The organism is Pseudomonas sp. JAI111 (assembly GCF_024809425.1).
GTDB lineage: Bacteria > Pseudomonadota > Gammaproteobacteria > Pseudomonadales > Pseudomonadaceae > Aquipseudomonas.
In genome coordinates this window covers 122,122-148,121 of sequence record NZ_JANUCB010000009.1, presented here as the reverse complement: position 1 = coordinate 148,121, position 26,000 = coordinate 122,122, and the positions used below count along the sequence as shown (strand labels likewise).

The window sequence follows — 26,000 nt, the reverse complement described above, 5'->3', positions numbered from 1 at the left end:
ATCTTCCCGCTCATCGCAACTATGCGATGAAGGCGCTGAACAGCTAATTAACTTATTTATTTAAATAGGTTAGACGGTGCTCAAGGCATATTTAGATAAATGATCTAGTGGCCCAGCGGTTAGTTCGTCAATCAAAAATAGCCAGAAACAGGCGCAGCCGAGGCCACGCAACAATGCGGCGTCCTCGACACGGGTCTGACGGGCGCCGATATGGCCTGTCTGGCTTTCGATAGCAGATGGGAAACTGGTCATTTTTTCGCGGCTCTTGTTGTTATGCAGCGCGATAGCGTTAGAGCCGAGTGTGTGAGAAAGGCGCAGGGAGCGCCTTGCCAGGGGAGATGGAGTTCTGCGTTGGGGTCTGAAAATTTATCTTATCGTCTGATTTTCAGGACTGGGACCCGACACTATTGCCGGTCACGCCGCAATGATCGAGATCCGCTGCCGCTCAAAGGGTATGGCAAGAAATGCGGGTTTTTCGACCTATGCAGTCAAATCCGCCGAGCTAGGATGCATGGCACCAACAGTCCGAGTGCACGGTAGATAACCAGCACCGGTCAAGCCGTCCCCTCACCAACTAATCTCATCGAGACAGGAACAATCATGACTATTGAAACGCAGAACAAATCCATCGTGCTTGAAGCTTTTGATACGTTGTTCAATAAACGCGACTACGTTGCTGCCGAAGCGTACTGGTCTCCTGCCTACATTCAGCACAGTGCCCTTATCGCGCCTGGGCGTCAGGGGCTGTTTGATCTGGTCAAAAGCCTGCCCGATACATTGACTTACGAACCTGGCGTCATCATGGCGGAAGGGGACAAAGTTATGGTTCACGGTCGTTTCTCTGGCAATGGTCATCCTTCCGCGCTCATCGCAGTCGATATCGTGCGTCTGGAAAATGGCATTCTGGTCGAGCACTGGGACGTTCTCCAGGACGAGGTCACCGCCGTCAGTTCAGCCAGCGGCCTGCCAATGTTCGGCGCACGTTTCCCGGATTCGGTTGAGTAAGAGACGGTTCTGCGATGAACCAATAATGCCCCCTGAGATTAAATGGCGCTGCGGGGCGAGTCTGTATCCGCCCCGGTTGCGCCAACGAAGTCTCATACTCGATAGTTCAATATCGAGCGGTTTCACAAGCATCAGTCATTACGCGATCCAATTGAGGGGAGTTTGAGTCCCGCTCTTTGCCGCATCCAGCAACTGATGCAGGCGCAATGCATCGTTGAACGTCGCCGCCGCGTGGGTGCCTTCGGCAATATCCTGCGCATACACGTGATACAGCTCTGCCAGTTCAAGCACTGCGGACGGCAATGACGAGGCCGGCAGGCGCTGATAATTGTCAGGCACCGGCAACACTTCCAGCGTCAGGTTATCGCCATGCGCGCCCTCGATGACATAGTCGTCGCCCACATCGCCAAACGCCGAACGGTTGCTGATTTTCAGGTCGCCCTGATCACCGGTGATGTCGATTTGCACGCCGGAGCCATTCCGCTTGCCGCCTTCAATGTGGATCGAGATAACGCCACCATCCTCCAGCATGCCGCTGAGCACCAGTTGGTCAGGCGCGGTACTTGGCAGTACTTCGCCGGTTTCCTTGATGGTCACCTGCGGGAACTGGCTGACCATCAGGCCTGACACGCTGAGCGGCCAGCCAGTCGCCGTGAAGAGCATGTCGAGGAAGTGGCCGGCATAGATTGCAATCACGCTGGAGAAGTTTTCCTCCGGTGCGGTCCAGCGCAGCGCATTGGGTCGCACGGCCTGGAAGTAATTCATGCTGACATGCATCCGCACTGAACGCACTTTGCCGACGTAACCTTGCTGCAGCAGATCTTGCAGGTAACGGTTGTGCGGTGCATGGCGGCGCTGCAGACCGACGATGTGACGCACGCCTGCCTGGTTGGCCAGTTGCAGCAGTTCCTGGGAGTCAGCGGTGGTCGTCGTCAATGGCCATTCGCAATAAACATCCTTGCCGGCAGCAATGGCAGCACGTACGGTTTTTTCGTGCTGGGGCGCGGTGTTGAGCACCACGACCAAATCAACTTCGGGGTTATTGACCAGAGCGTCAACCGAGTCGGCAACCTCGGAGATTGAATACTCGCCGGCCGCTGCTTCAGCACGTTCACGCCGTTCGCTGTAGACCGCCTGCAAATGATACTGCGGCAAAAGATTAAGCACGCGCAGGTGGCCATGGCGTGCCCAGTTGCCTACGCCAATAATGCCGACGCGAATCGGTGAGTGTTTGGTTGTCATGGGAAAGTCCTCGCAAGGTAATGAATGTTTGTCGAGGTGGAGTCTATGGAGTGAACGCTTGGGGAAAAACCGGCCAGAGGGCAGAACACTTTGGACACGGATGGCGCTAATGGACGGTGTGAATCGTTTGATTGTGGAGTGATTGATCCGCAGTGATTGGAGCTGCGCCCTGTTTTTCGCCGACTGATCGATACCTAACATGGCGCCACTCATTTCTGTGGAGCTATCCCATGAACGATTCACACGCAATACCTGCTGCTTCTGCGCAGCCTCAGGAGCAAGCGTCTTCCTCACGCGATTGGTTGTCGGTGTATTCCGTTGCCCTTGGCGCATTTGCCTTTGTCACTACTGAATATCTACCGGTAGGCGTTTTGCCGCAGATCGCCAACAGCCTCAGCGTCACCGAAGGTGTTGCAGGGCTGATGGTTACCGTGCCGGGTGTGGTCGCCGCGGTGTCGGCGCCGGCGATCATGCTGGGCGCGGGCCGTATGAACCGGCGTCACTTATTGCTGTTGCTGACGCTGGTGCTGGTGGCTTCCAATGTGGTGTCGGCATTGGCTCCTTCACTGGCCGTCATGTTGTTGGGGCGCGGGCTTCTCGGTGTTGCGCTGGGGGGATTTTGGGCTGTGGCCATTGCGGCGGCGGGGCGGTTGGTCAGCCAGTCGAAGGCAGCCAAGGCCACGGCTTTGATCTTCGCAGGGATCACCCTGGCAACGGTGTTCGGAGTGCCTTTCGGGACGTTTGTCAGCACGCTGTTTTCATGGCGCATGTCCTTTGCCGTGACAGCAGGGCTCGCGTTGCTGGCGCTGATTGCGCAAGCGTTGACCTTGCCGTCATTGCCTTCCAGCGAAGGCCTGAAGTGGCGCGCGCTCGTGGCATTTTTGTCGCGCAGTAATGCCCGCCGCAGCATGTTGTTATTGGGCACTGTGGTGGCGGCACATTTTACGGCTTACACCTACATTGCACCGTTCCTTGGCCATGACGCTGGCTTCTCACCAACGGCCATCACCGCCATCCTGTTGGGTTTCGGCCTGGTCGGCATGCTGGCGAATTTTGCGATGGCCGGGACCATCACCACCCATTTACGTGCCTCATTGGGCGCCGTGGTATTGCTGATGGTGGCAGCGCAGTTGGCCTTGCCTGAGTTGCAGGGGATGGCTGTGTCGCTGGCGGTATTGGTGTGGGGCATCGCATACGGTGCGATCCCTCTGGGCGTGAGCAGCTGGATGCAACTGACATCACCCCAACTGCCAGAAGCGAGTTCGGCAATGCTGGTCACGACCTTTCAGATTGCCATTGCCTCAGGTTCACTTTTCGGTGGTTTGATGGTCGATCATGCCGGTGTGCCGTCGGCTCTCTGGCTGGGCGCTGGCATCGGTTTGCTCGGGCTGGCGGTGATGCTCAGTTTCGGCATCCAGAAGACTCCGATAGCCCAATCACTGCAACGCTGATTTCAGCCTTTCAGAATGTTGTCTTTGAAAAAGTCGATCAACACTCGCAACCTCGGTGCTGTCTGCTTCGATGCAGGCCAGAGCATCCACAGGTTGCCGGTGTGGTCGGTGTAATCCTCCAGCACCACCTTGAGCCTGCCGTCGGCCAACGGTTCACGGATCGAAAAATCCGGCAGACAGGCAATCCCCACCCCATCGATCGCCAGGTATGTCAGCGGGTCCATCGTGGTGCAAGTCAAGGCCCGCGTCAGGTTCGGCTCGATGTGCGTGTCGCCGACGCGCAGCGGCCAGCGCTCGATCATTCCCGTGGCTGGAAACTTGTGCAGCAGGCACACGTGGCGGATCAAATCGTCCGGGTGCGTCGGGTCGCCATGGCGTTCCAGATACGCCGGCGATGCCACCAACTGCAATTGGTAGCCGCCCAACTTGCGCGCCATCAGCCGCGAGTCCTGCGGTGCGCCTGTGCGGATCACCGCGTCGAAACCTTCCTCGATCACATCGACCATGCGGTCGGACATGTCCACGTCCAGTTCGATGTCCGGGTAGGCGCGCATGAATCCGGCCAGCACCGGCATGATCAACACGTTCTGAATCGGCACGCTGATACGCACCTTGCCGCGCGGTGTGGCGGACAACTCCAGCAGCTCCATTTCTGCCGCTTCCACTTCGCTGAGGATACGTTTGCAGCGGTCCAGGAACAGCTCGCCTTCGGTGGTCAGGGTGACGCTGCGGGTGCTGCGATGGAACAGCCGCACACCCAGGCGTTCTTCCATGCGCGCCACGCTCTTGCCCACTGCTGATGAGGAGATTTCCAACAGTCGACCGGCTTCGGTAAAGCTGCGGGTTTCGGCCACATGAATGAAGGCCGTAATGCCGCTGAGGCTGTCCATCATTTGAAGTGTGCTCGGTGCGGAGGGAGGGTTGATGCAGAGTAGAGGCGGGCGGGGAGATTGTGAAGGGACATCGGCTATTCATGGGTGCCGTTAACTTTCATGAACCTGACGTGACGTCCCAGTCTGGCTGCACGCTCTGCATTTGAGTTTGCCAATCGTGCAGCCGTCGAATGGCCTGAAACGTCGGTATTTCGACCCATGCGCTTTTTTGTTCGCGCCTAGCATAGCCCCTGTATTCACAGCACGGGCAACCCGCCCTTTTCCTCAATTATTCACGTTTTGCATTTCCGCAATCTCAGAGGACTTACCCATGAAACTTACTCAAAACACCATCTTCATCACCGGCGGCGGTTCTGGCATTGGCCGTGGGCTGGCCGAAGCACTGCACAAACTGGGCAACCAGGTGATTATTTCAGGTCGGCGCAAAGGCCATCTGGAAGCCGTCGTTGGGGCCAACCCGGGGATGCACGCAGTCGAACTGGATATTACCGATCCGGCCAGTATTACCGCGGTCGCGAAACAGTTGATCAGCGAATTCCCGCAGCTCAACGTGCTGATCAATAACGCCGGGATCATGTTGCCGGACACAGCGGCCGGCCAGGTCGATGACGAATTGCTGGCGTCGACCGTTACCACCAATCTGATGGGCCCCATTCGCATGACATCGGCGCTGATCGAGCACCTCAAGAAGGCCGATGACGCTTATGTGGCGTACACCTCTTCAGTACTCGGATTCGTGCCCATGGCGCTGACGGCGGTTTACAGCGCCACCAAGGCGGCGCTGCATTCTTACGCATTGTCACAGCGCTTCATGCTGCGCGATACCTCGGTCAAGGTGCTGGAAATCGCGCCACCATGGGTACGTACCGAGTTGATGAACAGCTCCGAAGTGGAGCTGGCGATGCCATTGGATGAGTTCATTGCCGAGACGATAGCGGTGCTGGGCACGGACGCGGTGGAAATCCTGGTCGAGCGGGCCAAGCCAATGCGCGCTAATGCCGGGGCGGATGAACACGCCTTTGTCACTGAGTTCAACACACAGGTATCGGAACTCTACGCCTGATAAGGACCCTACGGCGCTTGCATGAGTGCGGGCGCCGTTGTCCGGACATCGACAGTTCGATCTCCATGATCGCCAGCATTACAGCCAAAAAGTCCGAAGTGTTGGGAAACACGGCCCATTTATCCACTCCGGAAAATCACCTTTACTGATGCCACGCGCCCCAACCCCGAAAGCCCACATGGCTATCGACCCGGGCAGATATCCAATGGCTCTACACATACACTTCAATCGAGGCAACCATGTCCAAACTTCATTCCCCAGTTAAAGTCGGGCGGTTCACCTTCGCCCACCGCATTGTATTGGCACCACTGACCCGCATGCGTGCCGAAGAGGGCGCTCGTCCTGGCGCCTTGATGGCCGAGTACTACGCCCAGCGCACGTCCGAAGGCGGTTTCCTGATCGGTGAAGCCACCATCGCCGCGCCAAACGGCAACGGCTATCTCGGCGCACCTGGCCTGTTCGACGACAGCCAGATCGCGGGCTGGAAACATGTCACTGACGCCGTGCACGCTAAAGGCGGCAAGATCTTTCTGCAGCTTTATCATGCCGGTCGCCAATCCAATGTCGACGTGCAGCCTGCAAACAGCATCCCCGTCGGCCCATCGGAAGTCCTGCACGGCGGCGTTGCCTACACCACCGAAGGTTGGGTACCCAATACCCCGAACCGCGCCCTGACCATCGAAGAGATTGCAGACCTGGTAGAAAACTTCCGCACCGCTGCCGAGCGTGGCGTGAAAGCCGGTTTTGACGGCGTGGAACTGCATGGTGCCAACGGCTATTTGATCGACCAGTTCCTGCAGGACAACAGCAACAAGCGCACCGACATGTACGGCGGCTCGTTCGAAAACCGCGCACGCTTTCTGCTGGAAGTGACCAACGCGCTGATTTCGGTGTGGGGCAGTGATCGGGTGGCAGTACGTGTCGGCCCGAGCGGCACCTGGGGTGACATGGGCGACAGCGATCCAGAAGGCCTGTTCACCTACGTCGCGCAACAACTGGCGCCGCTGAACCTGGCTTACCTGCACCTGATCGAACCGCGCATCCTGGGCAACATCGAGGACGAGAATGCCGACCCGGCGCCGGTCGCTGCCCAGCTGATGCGCAAACACTACAAAGGCGTGATCATCGCCGCTGGTGGCTTTGACGGCGAATCCGCCGAGGCCATCCTTCAGGCTGGCGACGCCGATCTGGTGGCTTTCGGTCGCCACTTCATTGCCAACCCGGACTTGCCGGAACGCCTGCGTCACAACCTGCCGCTGAACGCGTATGACCGTCCGACCTTCTTTGGCGGTACCGAAGTGGGTTACACCGACTACGAGTTCTATAAAGAAGAAGCGACTGCGTAACCTCTTTCGCCGAGCGCGAACGGCTGTAGCCGAGAGCCCAAACGAAGCCCCCTCATGGGGGCTTTTTTGTTTGTACACGAGCTCTGGTGAACCCGGCAAAAAAGGACAAAACATGGCTCGAAATGCCGGTATTTCGTCCTGTGAGCCTTGCTCCCGCTCCCTAATATGGACCCATGGCACAGCAACAAAGAACCTGAGTTTCGGTGGCGTTTATCTTCAGCTTCATCGCTCGACGCGCCGCCGTGAACAAGCACGCTACATCTTTAACCCACACTTGATAAAAGGAAGCATCGATGAAGTTTTTATCCGCTGCACTGTTAATGGCAACTTCCACCGTTGCGTCTTGCTACGCCATGGCGGCTACGCCGGCGACCGCGATCCACAACGTTGTGCTGGTACACGGCTCCTTCGCCGACGGCTCCGGGTGGCGTGGTGTCACGGAGATTTTGGAAAAGGACGGCTTTCATGTATCGGTCGTGCAAGAGCCGGAAACCTCGCTGGATGACGACGTAAAAGCGGTCCAGCGTACGCTGGCCTTGCAGGATGGCCCGGCGGTATTGGTCGGACACAGTTATGGCGGTGTGGTGATCACCCAGGCCGGTACCGATCCGAAGGTTGCCTCGTTGGTATACGTCGCGGGTATCGCTCCGGACGCGGGTGAAGCGGCGGGCGAATTGCTGCACAAAATGCCGGCGGCCTCGACGGCGATTACCCCGACGGCGGACGGTTTCGTTTACCTGGCGCCGGACAAGTTTCGCGCCGACTTTGCCGCCGACCTGCCGGAAAAGCTCACCCACTTTATGGCGTTGTCTCAGGTGTTGACCAACGGCGCCAACTTCGGCCAGAAGATTACCTCGCCGGCTTGGAAGTCGAAGCCGAGCTGGGCCATCGTCGCCACCCAGGACCGGGCTATAAATCCTGATCTGGAACGCTTCATGTACACCCGTGCCGCGGCTCAGGTGACAGAAGTCAAATCCAGCCACGCGGTGTATATCTCGCACCCGAAAGAAGTGGCTGCGGTGATCGAAAAAGCGGCGTTGGCAGCCCTGCCAAAGTAACAGGCCCACGTCACTCCCGGGATGACCCTTCAAGGCCCTGTTGCAAACGCAGCAGGGCATTATTACCGTGCGGCAGACCGCTGGCCCTCATGGCCCCCGGCGCACTTGCAAGACATCTTGCTCCTGCGAGGCACCGGGAAGAGGAGGGTAGGGAAATGGCGCGGCCAACACCGGTCAATGCGCCGGGGAAGTCCGGTGCCGATACCGATCATGGACAACAGACAGCAGGAGCTAACCGATGACCACTCATCTTCAGAATAACGACGCCCTACACGCTGGTCAGCAGACCCAGGCGAGTCACCTCATCGTTGTTGAGCTGCGGCGCGCAAGCCCGTCCGACCTCGCCCAACAGATCAGCGGTTTTATCGACAGCATGGCTGTACTACCGAACTGCTCTCGTTATGCACTCGCCCTGGATCCCGCCGACCGTCACACCCTGCTGATTCAGGGTGATTGGAGTTGTCCTCTGGCGATGGCCGAGCACTTTGAATCGGCCACCTTGCAGGCGCTGATCGGTTATCTGCGCTCATCGTTTGTCTACCGGATGGAATTCAGCTGTCAGGGCCTTACCGTCTGAAGCTGCGTCACAGTAGCGTTAGTCTCCATCCCTTTCTACCCTCTCGTTTCAGCGACACTTGTGGTCGCTGCGGGGCTTTGGCTCGCGCCCAAAAAAGCGACTTTTTCGGTCAACGCACAATGGCTTGAAATGACGGTTTTTCGACCGATGCCCCAAACCTATAAAGCCCAAGATACTTCCCATGAGCAGCGCAGAGCAGTTGAAGTTCCGCACTCCTCACGGTGAGCCTCGGCCAGAAGTTATTACTGACTGTTGCTTCGCGCCGCACGCTGAGTCGCCGGTCCGGCGCAACCCTTGCGCATCGATATAAAACTTCTTTTCGGAGCACGCCTGATGAATGATCTACTCGCTTTCGCCGTTGAGGCCCACGGTGGCCTGGATCGCTGGAATAGCTTCGCAAAACTGCGGGCCAACGTTTCGATCGATGGTGCTATCTGGCACCTCAAGCAGCAGCCGGGTCAGCTGTTCGATAAAGAATTGGATATCGAGACCCAGACCCAGCGCCTGAGCATTACGCCCTTCGCCGGATCGAACCAACGCAGTGTGTTCCTGCCAGGTCAACTGACCCTGGAAACCCTCGATGGAATCATCGTCGAACAACGCGACCAGCCCGCCGACTCCTTCGTGGGCCATACCCTGGAAAGCCCTTGGGACCCGCTGCATGTGGCCTATTTTGCCAGCGAAGCGTTGTGGACCTACCTGACTTCACCTTTTCTCTACACCTACCCCGGCTTCGAATCCAGGGAGATCGAGCCATGGAAGGAGAACGGCGAAGTATGGCGGCGTCTGGAAGTCACCTTTCCTGATCATATCGAGAGCCATACCCGCAAGCAGATCACCCACTTCGGTCCGGATGGCCTGATGCGTCGCCATGATTACACCGTCGACATTCTTGGCGGAGCGACCGGCGCTAACTACGTCAGTGATTACTGCGAAGTACAGGGGCTGATGATGCCGACCAAACGCCGTATCTACGCCTACGACGAAGCGGGGCAAAAAATCCCCGAGCCTTTGCTTGTGTCGCTGGACTTCAGCAAGCTCATTTTCAGCTAATCGAATACCATGAACTCAACTCAATTCATCAAAAGCAACCGGCCGCTGTATTGGCTGGCCTTAGGCACGTTTGCCGTCGGTACCGAAAGCTTCATGATCGCGGGCCTGCTTCCCGGCATGGCCAAGGATCTTGACGTCAGCGTTGCCACGGCGGGCCAGTTGGTCACTGTATTTGCGCTGGCCTATGCACTGAGCTCTCCAGTGCTGGCGGCGCTGACCGGGAACCTGAACCGGCGCAGGCTGCTGATCGGTGCCATGGCGCTCTTTGCAGTGGCCAATCTGCTGGCCTTCACGGCCAGTGGATATTGGTCGTTGATGGCCGCGAGACTGGTGCTGGCGCTCGCAGCGGCAGTGTATGTACCTGGTGCGAACGCACTGGCCAGCGTGGTCGTGCCGCCTGAACAGCGAGGCCGCGCCATCGCTATCGTCAACGGTGGCCTGTCGCTCGCCATTGCCCTGGGTGTTCCGGCGGGCACCGTGCTGGGGGCGGCAATGGGTTGGCGCGCCACGTTCGGCAGCGTCGCGATCATTGCCGCGCTGGCCGTTGCCGGTTTGCTGATAGGCCTTCCACGCGAGATAGGAACCGGACTCGCTACTGCCAGCCTGCGCCAGCGCATTTCAACTGCGGCTCAACCTGCGGTTTTGCATACGCTATTGATCACTACGTTGTGGGCGATGGCGAGCTACACCACTTACACCTACCTCGCTCCGCTGTTGGAGGCCACCACCCTGATAAATGGCCCGGCGATAGGCTTCGTGCTATTTGGCTGGGGTGTTTCAGCCGCAATCGGCCTGGCCATCAGCGGCCGAACGGTAGACCGCAAAGGTCCGCGCGCAGTGATCCTGCCCGCGTTGGCGACATCCACTACCGCGTTCGTCGTCCTGTCGCTGGCGCCGCACTTTATCGACAAACAGTTTGTAATTGTGCCGATTGTTCTCGCCATCGCTGCCTGGGGCGTGGCGCACTGGGCTTTTTATCCTGCCCAACAAACCACGCTGGTCGGCGTGGCTGGCGTTGCGAGCGCGCCGGTGGTGTTGTCGCTCAACGCTTCCTTCATGTACCTCGGTTTCTCACTGGGTGCGGGTCTTGGCTCCCTGACATTGCACTACAGCTCGTTGACCAACCTAGGCTTTGTCAGTGCCCTCTGCACAGCAACGGCCTTGATCCTGGCCTACACATCCGGTCGCCGACCTGCACCGCAACTTCAGCCTTCAAATTAAATAGTCTGCACGCTCAAAAAGTTGTGTTCCAAGAATGAATAACGGCGACCAATGGCCGCCGTTGTTCTGCTGCGAAAAAATAGACGCTTATACGTCGGCGTTAGAACCGAAGGTCCGGCGCAACGATTGCGGGGATTGGCCATATACGCGCAGGAAGGCCCGGCGCATACGTTCGCGGTCGCCAAAGCCGGTCTCCGAAGCCACTGCTTCGAGCGTTAGACGGCCCTGTTCGATCATCAAGCGGGCGGCCTCCAGTCGCAGGTTTTCGATGGCCTTGGCGGGGGAGCTTCCGGTCTGCTCGCGAAAGCTTCGACTGAACTGCCGAGGGCTCAAGCACGCCGCATCCGCCAGGTCTTCTACGGAAAGGTCGCGACGCAGGTTTTTTCGAGCGAAATCCAGCGACTGCTGAATGCGGTCGGAGCTCGGACTCAGTTCCAGCATCGCCGAATGCTGGGACTGCCCACCCGCACGGCGATGGTAAAGCACCAGCCGCTGCGAGACGGTTCGGGCCAGCGCGGCACCGTAATCCTTCTCGACCATACCGATGGTTAAATCGAGCGCAGCGGTCATGCCCGCCGAGGTCCAGATCTTGCCATCGATGATGAAAATGCGATCTTCTTCAACCTTGATTGCGGGGAATCTGTCGCGCATTTCCTTGGCGCGAGCCCAGTGCACTGTGGCGCGACGCCCATCGAGCAATCCGGACTCGGCAAGCGCGAAAGCGCCGACGCACAAAGCGCCTACCCGCCGTGAATTGGCATTGGCTTCAATCAGAAAGGAGTGAATACCGTTCGACGCCGAACTGCGATCCATTGCGCCGCTGATCAAGATGGTATCGAACTCAGTCTTGTTGAACTGCTGCGTATCAACCGAGGTGAACAGCGAACTGGCGACCAGGCCGCCATGCTCGGAGAGCACGCTGATGTCATAGAGTTTTTCACCCGCAGCCAGGTTGGCAAACTCGAAAGCCGAAAGCGCAGCCAGGCTCATCACCTGAAAATCGGGCCGTACGATCAACGCCACACTTTGCATAAAGACTCCCGTTCGCCCAGTTGAACGCTGGTTTGAGGCATGGATTCTGCTGACATGCGAAACGCAAGCATGCGCGAAAATCGCGGGACTGCAAGCAGAACCGCGATTTCGCCAGGGGGTTAGCGTTTTGTGCCGGGTAAATCAGTCAGGCCGGCGCACGTGAAGGCCGAAAACGATGGTTTTACGGCCTTTACCCACACTAAGGCGCTCTCTACTCTGACCGTATTCCATGCACCCGCCTTTGGAGCAAACCGCATGTCTCATAAAGGCACGGCCGTTATAACCGGCGCAGATACCGCAATAGGCACAGCGTTCGCCCATCGACTGGCACAGCGGGGTTACGACTTGATTTTGATTGCGGCAGATCGGCCGCGATTAATGACACTCGCTGCATCGCTCACTGACTCCAGCGGTCGGTCGATTGAAGTGTTGAACGCGGATTTGGCAGTGTCTGCCGAAGTGGTCCGCATTGAGGGCGTGTTAAGCCAGGACGCCAGCATCACGTTGCTGATCAACCATCACGACATCACGGAGGAACATGAGATAGGGGCGACAATCGCCTTGGGAGTGACGGCGCCCGTGTGCTTGTCGTATGCCTTGGCAAATGGTTTTGTAAAACGTGACATCGGAACAGTGATCAACCTGGTGCCGGTGTTCGAAGCGAGTTCCGGCGCTGCCATTGAATCGGCGAGTAGCGCTTTTCTGCTCTCGCTATCCGACACGCTGCAACAGCGCTTCAATAATGTCGCCGTGCGTGTCCAAGCCGTTTTGTATGCGGGGTTACCGCCGATCCGATACCAGAGCGCAGTGGCCATCGTCGACGCAGCGCTGGAGGATTTTGATTCTGGAGTAGCCATCTCGCTACCGACCTTTGCCCATCGGGTGGCATGGAATGCCTTCGTGGCCGCCCGGATGGAATTGTTCAGCGGGGTAGGGGGCGGGTCCAGCAACGTGGCGCCTGCACACCTGCTCCATTGAACGTGGTCGTCACTGCCACATTCCCCGCGACGTTCGAGCCCGCAACCGCGGCGTCACAAAATCAAAGAACGCGCGCAGCTTCAACGGCAGCGGCGTTTGTCCTTTGTGCACGAGGTTGATGGGCAAGGGCGCCGATTCAAATTCATCGAGCACGATGCTCAGTTGCTTGTTTCGTACTGCGTCTGCGACCTGATAGGACAGCACACGGATCACGCCCACCCCAAGAATCGCTGCGGCGATAGCCGCTTCGGCGGCGTTGACGGTGAGCCGTGAATGCATCGGCACGGACAGCTCTGACTTGCCAGCGCCAAACACCCAGGCGCGCATGGACGCGAGGACTTCGAAAGTGATGCAGTCATGCCCGGCGAGATCTTGTGGTGTGGTCGGCACGCCATGGCTTGCCAGGTAGGCCGGACTCGCGCAGACGACCCGGCGCACGGTTCCGACTTCCGTCGCCATGAGCATGCTGTCGGGCAGTTCGCCAATTCGCACGGCGACATCGGCGTGTTCGTCCATCAAATGCACGACGCGATCGGTCAGCACCAGGTTGATGTCGATCTCTGGATAGTGCGCGAGAAATTCCGCCACCACTGGCACCACATGCAAGCGCCCGAACACGACCGGGGCGGTGACCACCAGTTCGCCTTTAGGGCTGGCGTATTCACCCGTCGCCGCGCGTTCGGCTTCGCCAATCTCTTCGAGAATGCGTCGGCAGGCCGCCACGTAGGAGTCGCCGGCCTCGGTTAACGAAAGCTGTCGCGTCGTCCGATGCAGCAGGCGTGTATGCAGATGCGCTTCCAGTTCTGCCACCTTGCGGCTGACGGTGGTCAGGGGCATGCCGAGATGACGTGCGGCCGCCGACAGACTGCCCGCATCAACGACGGCGATGAGGATGGACATGGATTCAAGACGGTTCATCAAACTCTACCAAATACTGGAAGGATGCTTCCCGATCCTATGGGATTCTCTTGATAAATGCGAGTCGGTAAGGTTCAAGCCTAACCTCCGGCCCGCGGCGTCCCGCTGCACATACTGGGGAGATTGAAAGGAGAGCGCCGTGAGCGGCCAGCCCGATACATCTGCTAGTTCCCCTGCGCCCGCGATAGCGTCGCGCGGCAAGATCATCATGATGGCGATCATCGCCGGCGCGGTGATCACCAACATCTACGCCACCCAGCCGATCCTGCCGTTGATCTCGTCGGGCCTGGGGCTCGACCTGACGACGGTCGATCTGGTCGCCGGCGCAGCGCTGCTCGGCTTCGCCTTCGGGCTCGCTTTTCTGTTGCCGCTGGGTGACCGTTTTGATCGACGCAAGCTGGTGCTTGGGCAGATCGCGGTGGCCTTTTTATTCGGTCTCGCGGCGGCGTTTGCGCCCGGCATCTGGGCGCTGATTGCGGCGTCCTTTGGCCTTGGCGTCGTCAGTTGCGTGCCCCAGCAACTCGTCCCCTTCGCGGCGGTGATGTCGCGGCCGGAAGAACGCGGGCGCTCGGTCGGCACCGTGGTCAGCGGCATCATGGTTGGCATTCTGCTTGGCCGCACGATCAGCGGCGTGGTGGGAGCGGCCTGGGGTTGGCGCGCGGTCTACGGCGTGGAAGCTGCGTTCATGATCCCGGTGTTTATCGCCGCGGCGATGCTCCTGCCGCGCGGCGTGCCCACCACTAACCTGTCCTATGCAAAGCTGCTCGCGTCGCTCTGGCCATTGGTGCGCGACAATCGGCCGATCCGTGAATCAATGATTGTCCAGGCGCTGTTGTGGGCGTGTTTCAACGCCTTTTGGGTCAACCTCGCTGCGCTCCTGAGCGATGGTCCCTGGCACCTTGGCAGCGCGTGGGCAGGCAGCTTCGGCATCATCGGGGCAGCCGGTGCGCTTGCCGCTTCACTGGGTGGTCGCGCCACTGACCGGATGGGTTCGCGAACGGTGATCGGCGCCAGTATTGGCATCGTTACCCTGGCGTTCCTGCTGCTCGCCGGGGCGCAGACCTCGATTATTTTCCTGGTGATCGGCGTCATCGTTCTCGATATCGGCGTGCAGTCGGGACTGGTGTCCAACCAGACTCGCGCCTTTGCAGTCGATCCCAAAGCACAGGGCCGCATCAACAGCCTCTACATGACGGCCACCTTCCTCGGCGGCGCGCTGGGCGTGACCATCAGCGGCTGGCTGATGAGCCGCTACGGCTGGTCGGGCATCGTGGTCTTTGGCATTGCGCTTGGGCTGATCGCGTTGGCCATCCACTGGCTCGGCGCGCCACGCCGCCAGGCAAGCGCGGATGTCGGGGTGCGGTAAGGCCAATCAGATATCTGCAGGAGCAGACCTCTCTGCTCCTGCATCCGTCCCTTTTTTCCTACTGTCCTCGGCTAAATCCCTGCTGAAACAGAACCAGGTGCAGCGCGCTTTGCTGGAGCATGCGAGTGCCGCGCTGGCACGAAAAAAGGGCACGGATTTATTTTTAGGATCGGACGAGGTAGGCGGCAATGTCCGCTCCGCGTTGCAACCGATCGATAAAAACGAGAAGTTCATCAAAATGAACCTCGCTATACTCATGGCATCGGAGTAGGTATTGAAGGGAAGCAATTGGCCAAAACAGACGATATAACCTTGGAGTAGTCGGATGCGCGAGACTACGGAGAAGCTTCTAGTCGCAGTCGAACTATTGGATCGAGCCCTGCGCATGTACTACGAGGGAAGCTCCTACTTTGCGGCGCTGCATCTTGCAGGCGGTGCTGAGGAAATTCTTGGCGTTTATGTTGAGCGCAGGGAGGGAGAGTCATCCTTGAAAAGCCTGGTGTCCGGTGCAGTGGAGTTTTCCAAGCTTTTAAACGACGGAGTGGCGTCAAATCCCAAAAACATCAGAGATGCCATCAATCACCCGAAGAATCAAACGAAGCACATGGACAAGGGGAATGGCGAATATGTAACCTTCGATCCAAAGATGGAGGCTCGCAATTTGTTGGAGCGAGCGGTCTCAAACTACTACACATTAATCAGAGACAATAATCGCTATAATCTGCCGGAAACTGGGCTTCTCAGTAGATTTAACTTGGAAATTATTGGGCTTCCATCGGCCAGTGTCGATCGATGCTCCTTCAGTCTACGTTGGATACCTGCTCGATATAGCTAAGAAGGTCGTCAGTTATGTCGAACCATTCGCCATGCATGCGCGAATTTGAAAACATAGTCTGTATTTCTGCTTCTCTCTGTTTTGCTAAAACTGAAAATTCTATTCTGCCGGGCGTAATAAGTCCTGTAGCCTTCCTTAAATCTATAGCGCCGACCAACTTCAGTTTGCGGTGATTTGCAGTTTGTAATTGAAGAATACGTTTTTCTAATGGCTCTATAGTCGTACCTATTTTTATAGCCAAATCATCTCCAGCCTGGAGGAAGTAGACATATCCTGTGGTGTAATGATCTTTCATAAATAACCTAAATTATAATTGTTGATGGTGATGATTTTATGTGCGTAGCACATTGAAAAAGGGGGGGCGGATTTATTTTTAGGATAATAAATCTGTCCCCTTTTTTGTCCGTATTTTTAGGAAAATAAATCTGGCCCCTTTTTTTATTCAGCTAAAGAACTCAACCTCTCCACCCACAAGCTTATAGATAGCGCCTACGATTTTTATTTTTCCATCCTGCTCGAGCTTGTTCAGGGTAGGGCTGTGTTTACGGATATCGGCCAGCGTCATCTTGATGTTGGTGCGTGCAACGGAATCGACAAATTCATAGTTGTCAGCCGTACGTTTACCTGCATATACCGTTTCATCAATTGCTGGTTTGATTTTGTTCAGCAATCCAGTCAAGTTTCCAAGTTCGGCATTGGCGATGGCACCCTTCACCGCACCACAGGAGGTATGCCCCATCACCACTACGACCTTGGCTCCTGCCAGAGCACAGGCAAATTCCATACTGCCGAGAATGTCTTCGTTTTGCACATTGCCAGCCACGCGGCAGTTAAAAGTTTCACCAATCCCTGCATCTAGAAGAATTTCCGCCGGGGCACGCGAATCAATACAGCTTAAAATTACCGCTGACGGATACTGTCCTTCTTGACTGGCGCGCTTTTGCGCCAAATAGTCATGCTGCTGCATTTTGCCTTTACGGAAACGCAGGTTGCCAGATTTCAGGCTTTCAATGACCTCATCCGGCGTCATTTTATCCCGCTCTTCTTTGCTAAGCGCTGCGGCAAAAGACACTGAAGGCACGGTTAACCCGGCCATTCCAATGCCAGTAATCGTTAATGCAGAAAGGGCAGCTCCGCGCTTGAGCAGCATGCGGCGGGATGGGAGCTGCGGGTTAGAATTTTTCATTCTTCAACTCCTGGATCGTGGCATTGGAACCATTAACTGTAGAAGCCCTGGAAAGACTCGCAAGCAAAGCGGACAAGTTGGAGCCTCCTTATTTTGTCTTTTACGGTATTCACTGCGATCATCGTCATTGTTTCGCAACAAGGAGTAGGGAAATGAGGCTGCTGCCCTAGGTGAAGATGCCAGCGCTTTGGATTAAAAAAATGTAAAAAAAGGGACGGTGTCGAGAAGTGGGACCGAAAACTGAAGAACTTATCTGCGTTCTTGATCAGCTTGTATTCGTGCTTCAAAGCGATGGAGATACCCACTGGAGCTTTTGGATGCATAAGGCAAGAGCCCGATTGTTGGCCTCTGATTTCTCTGGGATTGCGTATCTACTGTCAGCCTATGGGGGAATGGGCTCACTAAATGATCTCATTCTTGGTCAAAGCTATGAAGATGGCGTCCTTTTCTGGAAGCCAGGTCACGTCGAGCTAAACGAAAAATTCATTGAATTGCGCAATAGAGCCGAGCAGCTCGCCAACGCAATAAAGCGTTCTCAAGCTTAATCAGGCACCTGACAATTGCCACCGCAGCCGAGCTTGTATTCCCTTCGCATCACACCTTGGATGGCGATAAATGAACCCAACTCTCCACACGGCAGCAGTGTGCCGAGTTTAACCTTGCAGCCGGCTGGGACAATTGGTCTGGACATTACTTACTTTCAGAATCTGTGGCCGGCGACGTATTTCTGCAAAAGCTATTCAACCAATTTCGTGCCTGACATGCGTGTAAGTCATTCGCTGCGCTGATTGGGAGTGCGCACCTGAACGTTCGCGAATGGCTGCAATGGGTTGTGGACGCACATGACCCAGTATTGATTGCGAGAGAAGCAAAACAGGCATGCTTGCCGGCATAAGCTGGATGTCACTCGGTTCTATGCCCGATCTCTTCCCGGGTTGGCATCGTCCAATCCGAGGCTCTTCGTTCGTAAATCGAATCGGCGTGATTATCTACTTCATAGGTAAATGTCAGCAGGTAAAACGCAAACGCGGTTGCAGCTAATGCCGCTCTCCCCAAGGGGTTCGCATCTTTGGACAAACCACCTGGACCAATGGCAACCCAGCCCCCTCGCAGGTACGCGAAGACCGCTTGCATGAACCACGTGTACTGCCAGAGCCCCCCAGAAATGACTCCAGTCCCCGGTGAAGCGCACAAAAGCGTTTACCAATGAGGCCGTTACCATCAATGCCAGTATCAAATATCGAAAGCGCTTCAAAAATTTGAGGACGTTATGTTCCGATTCCATCAACCTTTTTTCCTTTCACCCCCAAGTTTCTTTCAGCACAGAGCGAAACAGTTCGGAGAGTAACGGCTCGACTTCTTTGCGTTCGCTACGGGTCGGCTTGATGGTTTCAAGTCGATGCAGTTCACGCTCAATAAATTGCTGGATGGGTATGATCTGGGGCGATAGACCCATCTCCGGAGACGCGCGCTTAATCGCAAGTAAGTCATCAATGGCTTGCTGGAGCTCGGGCTCTCTTTCGATAACACTGCGCAACTTGTCAAACTCGATGGGAGCGGGCGTATCAAACTGTTCCAGCCACCGCACCGATAACAAGGGACGCAGGACGTAAAAGTATTTTTTCAGCGGTACCTGAGGGGTCTGCAAATATCCCCTATAGTTGGTTTTGGCCATGCTGCGATAGTGGTAGATGCCACTCTCTACCGAATACACGTGCGGCAGTAACTCTTTAGCCCGCTCGTGGAAGGATCCAGAGTGTTCGTAAATGATGGTCGACTGCACCCACTCCACAAAGCCTGGGTTTGACTTCCAGAATAGCCTAAGCGCTTTTCGTAGATCCCAGCCATTGATATCCATGTAGTCAATGATTGGATACTCGATGACGTCGCGTTGCTCCTCAAGGCCGACCGAGAGATACCACTCAGGTTTATTTACGTAGATGAAGCGCGCATCGTAGTCGCTATTGGGAGAGGCGAATCCCCAGGCGCGACTGCCAGATTCAACCGCTAAAAGCATTTTCACGTCATGCTCGTCCTCAGCGCGGCGTAGGCGGCCTCGAACCTCTTCCTGAACAGCCATAGAAACCATGAGCTAACTCTAATTAGATAATATTCGATTGCACGCTACTCATTCGGAGGCGGACTGTCCAGTGGCCGTTCTGGCCTATTTCTGCCTGTCGCTTAGGGCAGTAGAGATTAAAAAGGGGACGGATTTATTTTTAGGAAAATAGATCCATCCCCTTTTTCCTTGATAGCCGACTAATTCAAGAGACTACGTTGCCAACATATTTGCGTCGGTCACATTTAAATACGTCAGTGACTTCCTAAATGCTTCCGAAGCTTTCATCTCCCGTAGGAAGTGCGCGTCAGCTTTTTCAACAGCTACTGAGAGCGCGTGTTTAAACATCCTCAAGGTTACGTCCTGAAAGCTACAAAACCTTGCGCCGTTGCCTACGACTCCACCAGAATCCGCCGGCTTGTGCGCTTTGGAGCCGCTCGGTAACTTGATTCGTGTCACTGCCCTTCAGTGATCGGGTTTCGCAGCCCGGGTAAACTCTAGACGCACAACGTCTACCGCTCGTGAGCAGACGAATCATAGTCTGTCATTCATGTCATGGCGGCTGTGCGTGGGAGACCTTCGGGTCTGCCGGGTTCCTAGAGTCCTGGTCTGCGAACCCGCGTACAGTTGCCACCTCTTTTTCGTTTCGCAGCGAATGGTGGTAACTCCATTTCTCTAGGAGTTTTGCCATGTTCAAAGTAACGCCCAACCCACCAGACACCGATCCCGCATCCCCATACGAACCCGATTCAAAGAAATTCCACGAAGCCGCCGAACGCGCCCTCGACTTCCACTTCCCATCTAACGCCGACATCAAAGCCACCCCGCGAATCCGCAGCACGCTGTTTTCCGTTGACCCAGAGGCCACTGCCGAAACCCTGGCGGTTTTTCTGGTCGAGACGCTGGCGTCGGTCGATGTGATGGTTCATCAGTTGGTGGATCATCTGGAGGGTGAGTCGCGCTATGCCTTGTTGGGCATTTCAAACAGCATCATGGTGGCGGAGATCACGGCGAACCGAGTGCTGGACAGGATTGAGCCACCTGTTTAACCGCTGTCCCTCGTCACAGATTTCTCATCGTTCGATCTATCTGTTTTCATAAAATCGGGGCGCTCAGCGCCCCGTTTTTTATGGCGCAAGTATCAGCTTCCAAACAGAAGAGGGGCGACACCGTCGGGTCGACTGGTGCTAGTCTCCTTATCCGAGTTCATCTGCCGAAGGCCCTTTCATGAGCGACGTCCACGGCACCGCAAAAGAACCAGCACGTTCCAAGCCCAGGGTCATGATCTACGGGGTCGGGTATTACGGAATGGAGGCTGTGCGCATTCTCGTCAAAAAAGGCTGGCCTATCGTTGCGGCGGTGAACCGGGCAGGTCCCAAGATCGGCGAGGACCTGGGGCGGCTTGCCGGGCTGAACGAAGACTTGGGCGTCATCGTTCAGGACTGTGAAACCGCCGACTACGCGACCATGAATGCGGACATCGCGTTGGTTGTGCAAACCGAGAGGCTGAGCCTCAACTTTGCCGCATATCAACGCCTTTTGGGCGCCGGCATCAATGTGATCTGCCACGGCTCGGAGTCCTATTTTCCGCAAGGCGCCAATCCCGACCTGGCCGAAAAAATCGATGCCTTGGCCAAGAGCAACGCTGTTACTTTCACCGGGACTGGCATTTGGGATTTTTCCCGCATCTGGGCGGGAATTCTGATTGCGGGACCGTGCACCGAGCTTCGCTCGCTCACGCATCACAGCGTGACAAACGCCGAGCTGGCGAACGAACGCATGATGCGCGCCTATGGCGTCGACATGACGCAAGCCGAGTTTTTGGAAAAGGTCACCAAGGTGCCCGGTCAATTGGGCGAGCTGTATAAAGGCATACCGGCGCACGTGATGCATGCGCTTGGCTTTACGCTCAAAAACGTGACCGAGCTCCGCGAGCCGGTACTGTCCGATCAACCGATGTGGTGTCGTACCCTCAACAGGTTTTTACAGCCCGGCACTTCGCTCGGTCTTCGGATCATCGTGTCGGTCGAAACCGTAGAAGGGCCTACGGCAAGCGCGCACATCGAGCTGCGTCTGCTGGCGGAAGGGGAGTCCGAAAACATGACGTGGGACGTTGATGGAAGGCCACCCTCCAAAATCCGGATCGACCGCGCCGATGGTGTACACACCTCGGCGTCCTGCATGGTGAACCGCATTCAAGATGTCATCGCTGCTGCGCCTGGGATCAGGTTGATTTCGCAGCTTGGTCCATTGCGACCGTCGCTGACGTAAATACCAGATACCCCGATCGCCACGGGTGAAATGCTCACCAGCGTTGCCGAGCACGCCGAGTTCATCAAGCTGCGCGGCGCTGACTTCCTGATGCCCGATGCAAAAGCGTTGCTGTTGATCGTTCCCATGCTCCGCGTGGGAATGCCGCCGGGGACGCTCTGCGTTCCGCTGTCGACACCAGGCTTGAGTCTTGCGCAAGGGTGACGCGGAGCGTCACGGGATGCATTCCCACGCAGAGCGTGGGAACGATCACTAAACCGTGGACAGCGCAAGAAGCTGAGGTTGCCAAAGACAAAAAAGCCCGCTCAATGGCGGGCTTCGTCAACGGTTTTTCTTATGGCGCATTGCCAAAACTCTTGCGTAATTCGTCCTCCAGTTTTCGACACGAATCAGCGATTACGCTTTTACCTGCTGCCGGGCCGGAGTAGCTGTCTACTTCTTGACGGCATAGTTCGACGGCATCTTGAGCTTGTATTCTTCCCTGGTCTTCTGGCGTGTCTCTGACATAAAAACCGAAAGCCCAGTACAAGGTTGTGGCAATAATAATTGCGACGAAGACCTTGCTGACAGGGCCTATTTTCCTTTCTGACGATAGTGGCCCCTGCGGCGCAATCCGTATTTTCTGCCTGAGGTCGGATCGGCAGTGCTTGCATAAAATGGCTTCAGCCATGATGACTTCCGCACAATAGGGGCAACTCTTTTTTCCAGCCTCCACGGATGAAACTCCTTTTTCAAAACGGAATTCTATCATTGGGCCTGAAGGGTGGTGAGAGGGGGCGTGAGCTACCTATCCTTACAGATCGCTTTTGGCCGATTCTATGAAGCAGATTTGACCTACGAACTGCTGCTCGCAAAGCCCAATTCGCGATGACTAAGCTTGAAAGTAAGCGTCTGGCCAGCGAGAGTGGGCCGTTGAGGGAGGGCAAATGGCCGTTCTCTACCAGTCATAACCGACATCAATCGACTGTGGATTCAACCGGTCGACGCAACAGATTGGTTAAATCGATCAGTCCTTTTAACCATTGCAACTGGTGGGCGGCACAGTAGAGGCAGTAATGTCCCACGTCAGCATTATCTGGGTGATGGCCGCATCAATGACCCCATGCAGCATGTTATCCCGAGCAAGGATGGAAATACCCTGCAAGAAACTGTCGAACACCGTAGCCATCGCAGGCGCGTAAATATTGCCCGGCAACTGACCGGCACTGACACCCCGCTCAACACACGCCAAAATCCCCGCGCGAGTGCGGGCGCGAGATTGGGTCAGGGCATCGACCACCCGCGCATTCTCTGGGCTGGGCGCGCTCATCGTGCCGAGGGTCACCATGCAGCCCTTGGGATGGCCTTCTTCACACTGCATTCGCGCTGACTGGCGCAACGCTGTCTCGATGGCATGGCGTGGCGGCAGACTCTCGTCCCACAGGCATTCGGTGCACCGTGCGAAGGTCGCCAGGTAGCGCTGCACACACTCATCAAACAACGCTTCCTTGGAGCCAAACGCCGCGTAAAAACTCGGCGCGGAGATCCCGCCACCGAGTTCGGCTTTCAACTGCGCGAGGGAGGTCGCGTCGTAGCCGTGTTGCCAAAACAGGTGCAAGGCCTGCTCCACGGCGTGGTCGCGGTCGAAGGTACGGGGGCGGCCCATTTGCGCCATTTCAAGGCTCCTCTGAATGTCGAGATAAATACTAGTCGATACATAAGTCGTTGACAACAAACGCTGACTACCCTCAACATTTGTATCGATCAGTATTTAAATCTGAAATTCTCGCTCAAGGAGTCTCCCGTGACGCCCTCAATCACCTCATCGGCAGCACCCGACCGCCTGCCTATCGGCGCGTTGCTCGCTCTGGCCATGACTGGCTTCATCTGCATCGTCACCGAAACGCTTCCCGCAGGCCTGTTACCGCTGATCAGTGAAGGCCTGGCGATTTCCCCCTCCATGGCCGGCCAAATGGTCACCGCTTACGCTCTGGGCTCGGTGCTGGCGGTCATCCCCATGACCATCGCCACCCGCGGTTGGCGCCGCCGTAACGTGCTGCTGCTGACCATCGTCGGTTTCTTGCTGTTCAATTCCATCACCGCGCTGTCATCCCATTACGGCGTGACTCTGGTAGCGCGCTTCTTCGCCGGTGTCGCGGCGGGGTTGGCCTGGAGCCTGCTGGCCGGCTACGCACGCCGCATGGTTGCGCCCCATCAACAGGGCAAGGCGCTGGCGCTGGCCATGGTCGGCACACCGATTGCTCTGTCCCTGGGCGTTCCCCTCGGCACCTGGCTCGGCGGCCTCGTGGGTTGGCGCACCACCTTCGGCATCATGTCGGCCCTGACTCTGGTGCTGATCGCCTGGGTACTTGTGAAAGTCCCTGACTACCCTCCCCAAGCTGCACACCAGCGCATGTCGCTGCGCACTGTGCTGACCACGCCGGGCGTACAACCTGTGCTAGCGGTGGTGATCAGCTGGATGCTGGCACACAACATTCTCTACACCTACATCGCACCGTTTGTGGCGCCGGCGGGGTTGGGGGATCAAGTGGATTTGGTGTTGTTGGTGTTTGGTATTGCTGCGTTGGTGGGGATTTGGGTGACTGCCAAATTGGTTGAGCCATTGTTGCGCAAGACTGTGTTGGTGAGCTTGGCAGCGTTTGCGGCTGTTTGCGTGATGTTAGGTTTTTTGGGTAGCGTGCCTGAGGTGATCTACATCGGTATGGTGGTTTGGGGGGTGAGCTTCGGTGGGGCGGCGACGTTGCTGCAAACGGCACTGGCGGATGCGGCCGGGGATGGGGCTGATGTGGCGTTGTCGTTGAATGTGGTGGCCTGGAATAGCGCGATTGCGGGAAGTGGGGTGATGGGTGGGGTGTTGTTGGATAGATGGGGCGTCGCCTCTTTTCCATGGGCAATGGTGGTGTTGGTGGGTGTGGGGTTTGCAATTGTCTGGAGCGCTCGGGTTCACGGCTTCAAATCGGGCCCGCGTGCGGCTGGCAGACCTGCGGTTGCGGGGCACTGAACCACATGACAAAGCGGCAATCCGAGGGGGCGACCTTAAGTCGATAGCGGCTTTTTTTGATCAATTCTGACATCTGTAAAGGGTCGTTATCGACCCTATATAAGACGTAGCGAGAGATCACCCTCCATCAGATTGCGATTACACACATTGGACGGGCTCCAGGCAAGACGAGAGAGCTTCAGGCGATGGTCAAGACTACGCGAGCGACATAGTCAAAAGTCGAGATCGGTGATCTCAGTGTCGAGAAAAAATTCTGCGCGGCCGATTTATCGGCCAGTGACTCTTGGCAGGAACTCTGCTATTCCCACTGACCCGCCAGCGGCTTCGTTCAACCTGGCGTGTTTGGTCGTCGTTGAATTTGAATGAAGACACCTGACGCTGCCAGAATGGTTGCTCAGCCGAGATGAGTGTTCTAAATGCCGCTACCCGATATTGTGACCGCCGAAGCCGTTGCACTGCACGCAGGCGTATCCCGTTCTGCGGTGTCGAGAACCTTTACCCCTGGCGCCAGCGTGTCGGCGCGCACACGAGAGAAGGTACTTCGGTCCGCTGAGGCATTGGGGTATCAGGTCAACTTCATTGCGCGAACGATGAACAAGGGCAGCAGCAATTTCGTTGGCGTGATCACGGCAGGATTCGAGAACCCGTTTCTGGCGAGCCTGCTGGGGCCATTGACTCACCATTTGAATGTCCACGGGCTGATGCCATTGTTGATGAACGCCAACGACCCCGAACAACTTGAGCGCTCGATGCATGACTTGCTTAGCTATCAGGTCGTGGGCGTCATTCTCACTTCTTCGGCGGCCTCGGTGGAACAGGTCGAGCGCTATCTGCATCGGCAAGTGCCACTGACCATGATCAACAGCGCCATCTCGGTCAGTGGCGCCAATGCGGTCACCAGTGATCACGTGGAGGGCGGCCGTCTTGCGGCTAAAGAACTGTTGCGAAGCGGTGCGAAACGTCTGGCATTTGTTGGGCAAAGTGAAAGTCATTACAGCTCTCGGCAACGCCTTCTGGGGTTCCGACAGGAGTTGCTTGTGAACGGCATGGAGGCGTTCGTAGAGCATTACGAAAGTGCGGGTGGCTACGAGGGCGGACGTCGGGCGGCACTCGCGTTGTGGAGCAGGGCTGACAGGCCAGACGGTATTTTTTGCGCGACAGACATGCTGGCGCTGGGCGTGTTGGACGTTCTGCGAGTGCATAAGCAAGTTCGCGTTCCTCAAGACGTAGCCGTCGTCGGGTTCGACGATATCCCCCAGGCGGCGCAGGATGCGTATGGCTTGACGACTATTCGCCAAGACCCGGATGCTCTGGCGCGTTTAGCGGTTCGAGCCACTTTGGAAGGATGCGACGCACCTTTGGTGGCGCCGGTCGCCCTGACGAAACGTTCCACTACCGTGGAATAAATAGTTTAAAAATCTGTTGAAAAGAAATTTTATTTCATG

26 protein-coding genes and 1 pseudogene are annotated in these 26,000 nt (G+C 56.7%); 17 read left to right on the top strand and 10 right to left on the bottom strand.

Features of this window, described 5'->3' with window-relative positions; genetic code table 11:
* Positions 1-69 precede the first annotated feature (69 nt).
* Complete coding sequence (locus HNR03_RS24700) at positions 70-252, bottom strand: hypothetical protein (RefSeq protein WP_259156381.1); 183 nt, start codon at positions 250-252, stop codon at positions 70-72.
* A 348-nt stretch (positions 253-600) separates the two neighbouring features.
* Here HNR03_RS24700 and HNR03_RS24695 point away from each other — a divergent pair, with 348 nt between their 5' ends.
* Positions 601-1,005 carry a nuclear transport factor 2 family protein gene (locus HNR03_RS24695; protein WP_259156380.1) on the top strand — a complete coding sequence of 135 codons (405 nt, stop codon included), beginning with the start codon at positions 601-603 and terminating at the stop codon, positions 1,003-1,005.
* Between the two features lie 138 nt (positions 1,006-1,143).
* Here the strand turns inward: HNR03_RS24695 and HNR03_RS24690 are convergent, their stop codons facing one another.
* Positions 1,144-2,247, bottom strand: a complete 1,104-nt coding sequence (locus HNR03_RS24690; protein WP_259156379.1) for a Gfo/Idh/MocA family protein — start codon at positions 2,245-2,247, stop codon at positions 1,144-1,146.
* Positions 2,248-2,477: 230 nt separating this feature from the next.
* On the opposite strand from HNR03_RS24690, the gene HNR03_RS24685 reads away from it, so the two are divergent.
* The gene (locus HNR03_RS24685; protein ID WP_259156378.1) at positions 2,478-3,698 is read left to right on the top strand and encodes an MFS transporter; all 1,221 of its coding nucleotides are present in this window, start codon (positions 2,478-2,480) and stop codon (positions 3,696-3,698) included.
* Between the two features lie 2 nt (positions 3,699-3,700).
* On the opposite strand, the gene HNR03_RS24680 is transcribed toward HNR03_RS24685, so the two are convergent.
* Complete coding sequence (locus HNR03_RS24680) at positions 3,701-4,588, bottom strand: LysR family transcriptional regulator (protein WP_259156603.1); 888 nt, start codon at positions 4,586-4,588, stop codon at positions 3,701-3,703.
* A gap of 313 nt (positions 4,589-4,901) precedes the next feature.
* On the opposite strand from HNR03_RS24680, the gene HNR03_RS24675 reads away from it, so the two are divergent.
* From HNR03_RS24675 to HNR03_RS24650, 6 genes are all read left to right on the top strand, one after another.
* Complete coding sequence (locus tag HNR03_RS24675) at positions 4,902-5,654, top strand: SDR family oxidoreductase (RefSeq protein ID WP_259156377.1); 753 nt, start codon at positions 4,902-4,904, stop codon at positions 5,652-5,654.
* A 239-nt stretch (positions 5,655-5,893) separates the two neighbouring features.
* Entirely contained in the window at positions 5,894-7,000 is a 1,107-nt protein-coding gene (locus HNR03_RS24670; RefSeq protein WP_259156376.1) for an alkene reductase, read from the top strand.
* 293 nt (positions 7,001-7,293) lie between these two features.
* Positions 7,294-8,058 (top strand): alpha/beta fold hydrolase, encoded by a 765-nt coding sequence (locus HNR03_RS24665; RefSeq protein ID WP_259156375.1) that lies wholly within the window; start codon positions 7,294-7,296, stop codon positions 8,056-8,058.
* Positions 8,059-8,296: 238 nt separating this feature from the next.
* Positions 8,297-8,635, top strand: a complete 339-nt coding sequence (locus HNR03_RS24660; RefSeq protein WP_259156372.1) for a hypothetical protein — start codon at positions 8,297-8,299, stop codon at positions 8,633-8,635.
* A 333-nt stretch (positions 8,636-8,968) separates the two neighbouring features.
* A complete protein-coding gene (locus tag HNR03_RS24655; RefSeq protein WP_259156371.1) occupies positions 8,969-9,688 on the top strand; it encodes a hypothetical protein in 720 nt (239 codons plus the stop codon).
* A 9-nt stretch (positions 9,689-9,697) separates the two neighbouring features.
* Entirely contained in the window at positions 9,698-10,909 is a 1,212-nt protein-coding gene (locus HNR03_RS24650) for an MFS transporter (RefSeq protein ID WP_259156370.1), read from the top strand.
* Positions 10,910-10,996: 87 nt separating this feature from the next.
* Here HNR03_RS24650 and HNR03_RS24645 read toward each other — a convergent pair whose 3' ends face one another.
* A complete protein-coding gene (locus HNR03_RS24645; protein WP_259156367.1) occupies positions 10,997-11,941 on the bottom strand; it encodes a GlxA family transcriptional regulator in 945 nt (314 codons plus the stop codon).
* Between the two features lie 159 nt (positions 11,942-12,100).
* Here HNR03_RS24645 and HNR03_RS24640 point away from each other — a divergent pair, with 159 nt between their 5' ends.
* The gene (locus tag HNR03_RS24640; protein ID WP_259156366.1) at positions 12,101-12,919 is read left to right on the top strand and encodes an SDR family oxidoreductase; all 819 of its coding nucleotides are present in this window, start codon (positions 12,101-12,103) and stop codon (positions 12,917-12,919) included.
* Positions 12,920-12,928: 9 nt separating this feature from the next.
* Here the strand turns inward: HNR03_RS24640 and HNR03_RS24635 are convergent, their stop codons facing one another.
* Positions 12,929-13,837, bottom strand: a complete 909-nt coding sequence (locus HNR03_RS24635; protein WP_259156365.1) for a LysR family transcriptional regulator — start codon at positions 13,835-13,837, stop codon at positions 12,929-12,931.
* Between the two features lie 139 nt (positions 13,838-13,976).
* On the opposite strand from HNR03_RS24635, the gene HNR03_RS24630 reads away from it, so the two are divergent.
* Complete coding sequence (locus tag HNR03_RS24630; RefSeq protein WP_259156364.1) at positions 13,977-15,203, top strand: MFS transporter; 1,227 nt, start codon at positions 13,977-13,979, stop codon at positions 15,201-15,203.
* Between the two features lie 325 nt (positions 15,204-15,528).
* Positions 15,529-16,038: a hypothetical protein gene (locus HNR03_RS24625; protein WP_222587585.1), complete on the top strand. Its 510-nt coding sequence runs from the start codon at positions 15,529-15,531 to the stop codon at positions 16,036-16,038.
* Here the strand turns inward: HNR03_RS24625 and HNR03_RS24620 are convergent.
* Together HNR03_RS24620 and HNR03_RS24615 are read right to left on the bottom strand one after the other, a co-directional pair.
* A complete protein-coding gene (locus tag HNR03_RS24620; protein WP_259156360.1) occupies positions 16,004-16,333 on the bottom strand; it encodes a GIY-YIG nuclease family protein in 330 nt (109 codons plus the stop codon). The two genes, HNR03_RS24625 and HNR03_RS24620, sit on opposite strands and share 35 nt — an antisense overlap.
* 147 nt (positions 16,334-16,480) lie before the next feature.
* Positions 16,481-17,224: a carbonic anhydrase gene (locus HNR03_RS24615; RefSeq protein ID WP_259156358.1), complete on the bottom strand. Its 744-nt coding sequence runs from the start codon at positions 17,222-17,224 to the stop codon at positions 16,481-16,483.
* A gap of 227 nt (positions 17,225-17,451) precedes the next feature.
* Here HNR03_RS24615 and HNR03_RS24610 point away from each other — a divergent pair, with 227 nt between their 5' ends.
* A complete protein-coding gene (locus HNR03_RS24610; RefSeq protein ID WP_259156356.1) occupies positions 17,452-17,769 on the top strand; it encodes a DUF6966 domain-containing protein in 318 nt (105 codons plus the stop codon).
* 755 nt (positions 17,770-18,524) lie between these two features.
* Here the strand turns inward: HNR03_RS24610 and HNR03_RS24605 are convergent.
* Positions 18,525-19,313 carry a nucleotidyltransferase domain-containing protein gene (locus HNR03_RS24605; protein WP_259156354.1) on the bottom strand — a complete coding sequence of 263 codons (789 nt, stop codon included), beginning with the start codon at positions 19,311-19,313 and terminating at the stop codon, positions 18,525-18,527.
* A 659-nt stretch (positions 19,314-19,972) separates the two neighbouring features.
* Between HNR03_RS24605 and HNR03_RS24600 the strand changes: the two genes are divergently transcribed.
* From HNR03_RS24600 to HNR03_RS24590, 3 genes and pseudogenes are all read left to right on the top strand, one after another.
* The gene (locus HNR03_RS24600) at positions 19,973-20,332 is read left to right on the top strand and encodes a DUF6124 family protein (protein WP_259156352.1); all 360 of its coding nucleotides are present in this window, start codon (positions 19,973-19,975) and stop codon (positions 20,330-20,332) included.
* Positions 20,333-20,510: 178 nt separating this feature from the next.
* Positions 20,511-21,554, top strand: a complete 1,044-nt coding sequence (locus tag HNR03_RS24595) for a hypothetical protein (protein WP_259156351.1) — start codon at positions 20,511-20,513, stop codon at positions 21,552-21,554.
* Between the two features lie 6 nt (positions 21,555-21,560).
* Positions 21,561-21,692, top strand: a pseudogene (locus tag HNR03_RS24590) (enolase); the annotation flags it as partial.
* 196 nt (positions 21,693-21,888) lie between these two features.
* Here HNR03_RS24590 and HNR03_RS24585 read toward each other — a convergent pair.
* Both HNR03_RS24585 and HNR03_RS24580 read right to left on the bottom strand, forming a co-directional pair.
* A complete protein-coding gene (locus tag HNR03_RS24585; protein ID WP_259156350.1) occupies positions 21,889-22,224 on the bottom strand; it encodes a hypothetical protein in 336 nt (111 codons plus the stop codon).
* Positions 22,225-22,569: 345 nt separating this feature from the next.
* Positions 22,570-23,208 (bottom strand): TetR/AcrR family transcriptional regulator, encoded by a 639-nt coding sequence (locus HNR03_RS24580; RefSeq protein WP_259156349.1) that lies wholly within the window; start codon positions 23,206-23,208, stop codon positions 22,570-22,572.
* Between the two features lie 129 nt (positions 23,209-23,337).
* Between HNR03_RS24580 and HNR03_RS24575 the strand changes: the two genes are divergently transcribed.
* Together HNR03_RS24575 and HNR03_RS24570 are read left to right on the top strand one after the other, a co-directional pair.
* A complete protein-coding gene (locus tag HNR03_RS24575; RefSeq protein ID WP_259156348.1) occupies positions 23,338-24,555 on the top strand; it encodes an MFS transporter in 1,218 nt (405 codons plus the stop codon).
* A 416-nt stretch (positions 24,556-24,971) separates the two neighbouring features.
* Positions 24,972-25,961: a LacI family DNA-binding transcriptional regulator gene (locus tag HNR03_RS24570; protein ID WP_259156347.1), complete on the top strand. Its 990-nt coding sequence runs from the start codon at positions 24,972-24,974 to the stop codon at positions 25,959-25,961.
* The last annotated feature ends 39 nt before the right edge of the window (positions 25,962-26,000 follow it).